This is a genomic window from Dolichospermum sp. LEGE 00240 (assembly GCF_015207875.1).
GTDB lineage: Bacteria > Cyanobacteriota > Cyanobacteriia > Cyanobacteriales > Nostocaceae > Dolichospermum > Dolichospermum gracile.
In genome coordinates this window covers 1-7,044 of the sequence record NZ_JADEVZ010000132.1, presented here as the reverse complement: position 1 = coordinate 7,044, position 7,044 = coordinate 1, and the positions used below count along the sequence as shown (strand labels likewise).

The 7,044-nt window shown below is 38.5% G+C and carries 6 protein-coding genes; 5 read left to right on the top strand and 1 reads right to left on the bottom strand.

Annotation, left to right across the window (positions count from 1 at the left end):
* Window positions 1-60: 60 nt before the first annotated feature.
* The gene (glgP, locus tag IQ226_RS24110; protein ID WP_193899607.1) at window positions 61-2,625 is read right to left on the bottom strand and encodes an alpha-glucan family phosphorylase; all 2,565 of its coding nucleotides are present in this window, start codon (window positions 2,623-2,625) and stop codon (window positions 61-63) included.
* Between the two features lie 617 nt (window positions 2,626-3,242).
* Here glgP and IQ226_RS25750 point away from each other — a divergent pair.
* The 5 genes from IQ226_RS25750 (at window position 3,243) to IQ226_RS24095 (ending at window position 6,652) form a co-directional block, all read left to right on the top strand.
* Window positions 3,243-3,371: a hypothetical protein gene (locus tag IQ226_RS25750; protein ID WP_255540000.1), complete on the top strand. Its 129-nt coding sequence runs from the start codon at window positions 3,243-3,245 to the stop codon at window positions 3,369-3,371.
* A gap of 708 nt (window positions 3,372-4,079) precedes the next feature.
* Window positions 4,080-4,769, top strand: coding sequence for a DapH/DapD/GlmU-related protein (locus IQ226_RS25790; protein WP_193899605.1), 690 nt, complete (start codon window positions 4,080-4,082; stop codon window positions 4,767-4,769).
* A 179-nt stretch (window positions 4,770-4,948) separates the two neighbouring features.
* Window positions 4,949-5,260: a hypothetical protein gene (locus IQ226_RS26115; RefSeq protein ID WP_370567228.1), complete on the top strand. Its 312-nt coding sequence runs from the start codon at window positions 4,949-4,951 to the stop codon at window positions 5,258-5,260.
* Between the two features lie 41 nt (window positions 5,261-5,301).
* Entirely contained in the window at window positions 5,302-5,601 is a 300-nt protein-coding gene (locus tag IQ226_RS26110) for a DUF4351 domain-containing protein (protein ID WP_370567227.1), read from the top strand.
* A 424-nt stretch (window positions 5,602-6,025) separates the two neighbouring features.
* Window positions 6,026-6,652: a PEP-CTERM sorting domain-containing protein gene (locus IQ226_RS24095; RefSeq protein ID WP_193899603.1), complete on the top strand. Its 627-nt coding sequence runs from the start codon at window positions 6,026-6,028 to the stop codon at window positions 6,650-6,652.
* Window positions 6,653-7,044 lie beyond the last annotated feature (392 nt).

Sequence of the window (7,044 nt, the reverse complement as noted above, 5' to 3'; positions counted from 1 at the left end):
CCCCCAACCCCCTCCCCGCAAGCAAGGAGGGGGCTTATAAGGTGTTGGTAATAGGACAGATTATTCCGCCCAGGCGATTAATCTGGGTTCATAGGGACTAGAGAGGTATTGATTTCGAGGTAGGACACGCAAAGATAAACCTTGCAAACCAGAGGTTGTGTAGGTGATATTTGCGGTATAAAGACTGGAATTTTCTGGATCTTGTCCTTGATAATCCATGATTACAGGTACAGCATTGACAATATCACCGTTTGCATCTATAGAGCCTTGATATAGTTCTACTTGCACATCATCATTTTTCAAAGTTGCTAAATCTACCTTAGCTTTCACCGCTACAGTTTGATTAACTTCAATGTCTGATGCTGCGGATACGTCAACATCTTTGATTTTGATGTTAAACCAGTGTTCACCTAATTTTGCTCTCCAAGCGGCTAATTCCTTGGCTGGGCTATAATTATCAACGGTGAGGGTATGATAGCGATCGCTCGCCGGGAAATAAGCTCTCATTGCATATTCTCGCACCATCCGGGCTGTATTAAAGAAAGGACAATTCAACCGAATCGCATCTTTCATTTTTGCTACCCAAGGACGAGGCAAACCATCACCATCACGATGATCATAGAATAGGGGAATAACTTCCTTTTCTAACAACTCATAGAGGGCGTTAGCTTCTATTTCATCTTGGTAATTAGGATCATCATAGTTTTCACCATGTCCTATTGCCCAACCTGTGCGAACATAGTCCGCTTCATCCCACCAACCATCAAGAACACTGAGATTTGGTAAACCATTCATAGCAGCTTTCATGCCACTTGTCCCCGAAGCTTCACGGGGACGACGGGGAGTATTTAACCAGATATCACAACCTGCTACCATTAAGCGGGCGATGTGAATATCGTAGTTAGGGACAAATACCACCTGTTTTTCTAAATGGTGTTCACGGATAAAGCGGTTAATATCCCGAATTAATTCTTTACCAGGAATATCTTTAGGATGTGCTTTCCCAGCAATCACAAACTGCACCTTGCGGTTTTTGTTAGCGAGTAAAATCTTTTTAATTCTTTCCAAATCACGCATCCAGAGAGTAGCGCGTTTGTAAGTAGCAAAACGACGGGCAAAGCCAATTGTGAAAACGTTAGGATCAAGCACCTCTTGTGCCTGAACAATATCAGAAGCAGAAGCACCGCGATCGCGCAAATGTTTGACTAAATGTTCTCGAACATACAACACCATATCCAAACGGCAGCGCTCGTGATTCCGCCACAACTCCTCATCGGGAATTGCATCCATGCGTTCCCACAGTTGGCTATCTGGTGGTGCTGATGACCAGTTTGGACCAAGATAGCGATCGTATAGCTCTTGCGTAGATTTACTTACACAACTGCGGGCATGGACACCGTTAGTAATGGCGGCAATTGGCACTTCTTCCACAGGAACTTTCTGCCACAAACCTTGGAACATCTGCCGGGAAACAACACCATGCAATTGTGCCACACCATTAGAGAATGTCGCCATCTTCAGTGCTAAAACTGCCATACTGAAAGGTGCAGACAAATCACCAGTATTTTCTCGTCCCAAACCTAAAAACTGCTCTTTCGGTAAACCAAAGATATCTGCATAGTAACCCAAATAATGCAAGATCTTATCAGGAGCAAACAAGTCAATTCCCGCGGGAACTGGAGTGTGGGTAGTGAAAATATTACTAGAAGACACCACCTGTTTAGCTTCTCTGTAATTCAGTCCTTTTTCCTGAATCAGAATGCGAATGCGTTCTAAAGCCGAAAAAGCCGCATGACCTTCATTCATGTGGTAAGCAGTGACTTCATAGCCCAAGGCTTTGAGCATTTGCACCCCACCTATTCCCAGCATAATCTCCTGATGGATACGCATATCTATATCACCACCATATAACTGATCGGTGATATCGTGGTCGTAAGCCTTATTCGGCTCAATATTAGTATCAAGCATATACAGAGGTACGGTTCCCACCTGAACACGCCACACCCGTGCATATACCTTACGTCCAGGATAATCTACCGCAATCCGTAATTCTGTACCATCGGGATTGCGTTCCAAATGCAAAGGCATATTATAGAAATCATTGATGAGGTAGCGTTCCTGCTGCCAACCATCAGCATTAAGATACTGGGCAAAGTAGCCTTGTTGATATAATAAGCCCACACCCACCAAAGGTAATCCTAAATCACTCGCAGATTTCAGGTGATCTCCTGCGAGTACACCCAAACCACCTGAATAGATAGGTAAGCAATCTACTAACCCAAATTCAGCAGAAAAATAGGCGTAACATTCCTTCTGATGCTGATTTTTTTGTTTTTTATACCAAGTGTATTCCTGCAAATAATCTTCTAACTGCCGCGCTGCTCGATCTACTTGCGCTAAAAAGCCTTCATCTTCAACAACTTCTAATAGTCGGCTTTGACTAATAGTTCCCAGCATCAATACTGGATTATGGTGGGTAGATTCCCATAAATCAGGATCTAAACGCCGAAACAGGTCTTTGCTCTCTACATTCCAATCAAAATGGAGATTGTAGGCTAGTTTCCGCAGGGGTTCTAGTCTGGAGGGTAGTGAAGGAGATACATTAAAAGTACGAATTGGCTGCATAGTTTAGAAAAACTTTAAGTTCAGCTATGGATATTGTTTACTGTTTTTACCTAATATTGCCAACTCTTTATACCGTATTTGTCAACGTTTGATGACTTTGTTAAGAATTGGCAACTATTTAATTTCTAGAGATAAACATGAAACTAAAAGGTGTCCTGAGTCTACGGGGTTTCCTGATTTATGGCTAAAGTTTTAGTAAAATTTAATTATCTGCTGTGTATATAGGCAAAATAGCGATCGCAAAGTGCTACTGCAAACAGGTCACAAAGCACTGTTACCAGTAGATCACTTCACAGTTCTGTCCAAACTTAATTAAAACAAATTAAATTTTATTGATTGAGTAAATCTAAATCCAAGATTCCCAACTTCTTTCACAAGTCAGGGATCTAAATATATTACAGCAAATTGCAGATTAATGAAGTACACGCTCTAAATTCAAAGCCGAACAGTAACCCATTTTTACTGCTGAATTCTGCTGTATTTATTACCTTAATCTTTTTTGATAAAACTTGTTCACCCAATCAAAAATATGTTATGCTTAATAGCAATTGTTCCCAAACAACAATTCTGTAATTGAAAATGTAATTTACTTAGTCTATAAATCATTTGTGTGCAACATGATTAGAGCCGTATACTCTACAAGTTATTTACAAGAAAGCCGCCACAGCAGTCGCGGTAGTGCCTTCTTGTTTGCACCAATGGTGAATTTTAACATCATGGCAGATGTGGGAGACACTCCACCATAGTAGTTTTTATTTAAAAATAATCATCCCAATTGAATAAAAATCAAATTGTGACACAAAAGAAGTGATTCTAGCACTATTAATACCTACGGAAATTCATTGTTGTGAAAACACAAATATTTAAGACAATTTGTGGAAAAAACATAGCAAAAACTCCTGGTAATTGATCTGCATGAATATTTCTGTATTCGTAGTTGCATTACCAACTGTCTCAACTTTCCCGATACAGTAAAAGTTGATATGTTTACCAAATTAATCTCATCAGTAGTTTGACAAAATTAACTTCAATCAGGTTATCAGAGAACAAAAAACAGTGTGTGTCATTAATTCTGTCCAATTACTTGCCCAGAGATTAACTGAGACTAACTACTGCTATGCACTGATATTAGCTAGTGAATTTATGCAACCCAGAAAAAGGTGATTAACGTTGCTGATTAATTCAATAGAGGTGCATATAAAAATGAGTCTAAACTTAGATCAAATAACTTATTTAGATATCATTGCGAAACTGTTTAAATCGAAATTTTTTCAGTAATTGAGTACACAATTGACAACTGTAGGCAAACTTATGTATTGCCATAATTGGGAATTTTGTAGATATTTTGGGAGTCCTATGGATGAATTTGCTTGCTTCTAGTATCGAGGAAAATTATTTTTGATCTTCCTGAATTCCTTCTGTCTTAGAAATAATTTATTGATGAGATATGTATCATGATTGAACAAAAATGTCCTGCAAAAATTCAAAGATTTCAAGAACTATTAATCACTACTTTATTGGGAGATTTACCAACAATTGCAATGGGACCACAGCTAAGAAGATTGGTATATCAAAATATTTTTGGCAGTATGGGTAATGAAGTTTTTATTCAACATGGAGTAGAAATAACTGGAAGTTCATTTATTGAAATTGGGAATGGAGTGAATATCTTCAAGGGTGTGCGTTTAGATGCCAAAGGACATCAAAACAATAGAATGTATATTAGTAATCAAGTCACAATTGAGCGGAATGTGGACATTGGATGCATGGATAATACTTCTATATATATTGATGAAAATACTTATATAGCTCCTGGTGTGTGTATTGCTGGTCAGGGAGATATCCGCATTGGTAAAAACTGTATGATAGCTTCTCATTGTGGCATCTATGCCAATAATCATGTTTTTACAGACTTGTTACTACCTATAAAACAGCAAGGTGTGACTCGTGACGGAATTACTATTGAAGATGACTGTTGGCTAGGACATGGTGTGACTGTATTAGATGGAGTTACCATTGGTGAAGGTAGCATTATTGGTGCAGGTGCAGTAGTCAATAAAGATATTCCCCCTTATTCCATTGCGGTAGGTGTACCAGCAAAAGTTATCAAACATCGTGTTGCCAATGTAATAGGTAATAGGTAATGGGTAATAGGTAATGGGTAATAGGTAATGGATAATAGATATTTCCCCTACTCCCCCTACTCCCCTTTACCTGGGATGGAACCTCTCTTTCATGGTTAACTAATAACACAGATGTGGGATGCGATCGCCATGACCCCAAAAATGTTAAATTAATACATCTATTAGCAAAAGTCGAATAAATGACGAGATTTATACATGACCAATTCGCCAAAGATTATTTAGAAGAACTACTAAAACCTTATGGAAAAGTAGAAGCACCCAGTCATGTACCTGGAGAAGTACGGGAAATAGACGTATTATTTACACCATTTCTTGAACAAAAAGCGGATATAGCATCATTAGGTTTATTAGGTAAACTAGCCACCACACTAGCCATATTTGAACCATTTCGCAACCCAGCCTCAACAGAAGAAATCAGGACTTACGCAAAATATCTCTCAAATCCTCATTTCTCCGTGACCTCTGTGCCTCTGTGGTTCGTTATTCCATGAATCTTGCGTAAGTCCTATTACTTTACAACCTGCAACAGAACTTGAGAATAAATCAAAGTCCAGAAATAGAAGCAGAAGATAGGGAGTTGATTATGAGATTAGCACCACTTTATCAACAAGAGCGAGAACTCGCTAGACAAGAAGGACTACAAGAAGGACTGCAACAAGGAGAACAACTTCTGATTATCCGTCAGTTAAATCGCCGCATTGGTACAATGGACTCATCATTGATTCAACAAGTCCAAAAATTACCGGTTGCACAACTGGAGGAATTAGGAGAAGCCTTGTTAGATTTTACCTCAGTTACAGATTTACAAACTTGGTTACAATCTGTTAGCTAATCTTTTTCAAAAGACCGTTTATGATGTTTTCATGACTTTATGAAGAATTGAAAACTTTTTGATTTTTCCCGCCGAAAATTGGGATTAGGGGCTTGACAATTGATTTTGAATTTGTTATCATAGACTTGATAAGGAAGAACTATATTGAAATTCTATTTAATAGACATAGGCCGAGTTTAAAGATGCTTGACATAAAACCCTTGTAGTAGAGACGTTCCATGGAACGTCTCTACTTTTTTGGAGATGTCTATTGAATTGTGCAGAACCGCTTACCATCATGGAGGCGGTTGTTTTTTGGCATAAACAGACGAGATATGAGAGTTTTCGGTAAAATATTGTAAAAGTTTGTAAAAAAAAGACAATAACACCATTGCTACTATACTGAGATATAGGTCAAATTCAAACATGAATACAAAGATATATCATGATGAAACTATCTCAGATTCTGCCATTAGTTGTTGTTGGTGGTGCTTTGGCCACTAGCATTGTCGCATGGGAAAAGCCAGCACAAGCAATCCAACTATTCAATTTCAGTTTTAACAATATTCAGGGTCCAGTTAATGGGACTGTATCAGGTACGTTAGAATTGCCAAATGGTAATGGAACATTTGCGGCTACGTCTATGAAAATAAATTCAGCCCCTGCTGCACTAGGATATACTCAACCTGTAGATGTGTTATCTTATTTTTCGAGTGTAGTAAACAATTCCTTTACAGTATCTAATGGCACGATTACGGCAAGCAACTTTGCAGTGCAAAATCCCGGAGAGGGAATTGCTCTCAATTTCCAGCCAGGTACTTTTGGTACACTTTTATCTAAGGTTGGTCAAACTAACGCGTTCTCAGGAGTAGCAGACATCAACTCTACAACTCTTACATACTCCCCCGCTACCCCCGTACCATTCGACATCAGTCCAGGTGCTATATTACCCACCATTCCCATCTTAGCTTTAATGTACCTATGGAAACAATCGAGGAATAGAATGGCGTTAAAAACCATTAGTAATCCGGCTATAACAGTTTCCACTGGGGATAAATTAAGAGTTTCCTAGTCTTAACTGGGAATGATAGCATCAACTATATTCCCAGTTTCATAACCAAATTCATCTAAAACCGACTTGTCAATTCGCATTACCAGTAAAAATTATTTTTATTCTTTGATATCTAACAATTTAGAAATAAATACATAATAAGTACATCAGCAAACTATTGAGATACATACAGAATGTTCTTTTAGTCATCTTTTAGATGACTTTTGCTACGAGACTGGGAATTCATTCCCAGTTGGACTATGGATTTTAGGTTAAGTTGACACCTATGTCAGTCAAGATATTCCTCCCTACGGGTAATAAGTAATAGGTAATAGGTAATAGGTAATAGGTAATAGCTAATAGCTAATAGCTAATAGGTAATAAATATTTTTCCTGCCCCCTGCCCCCTGCCC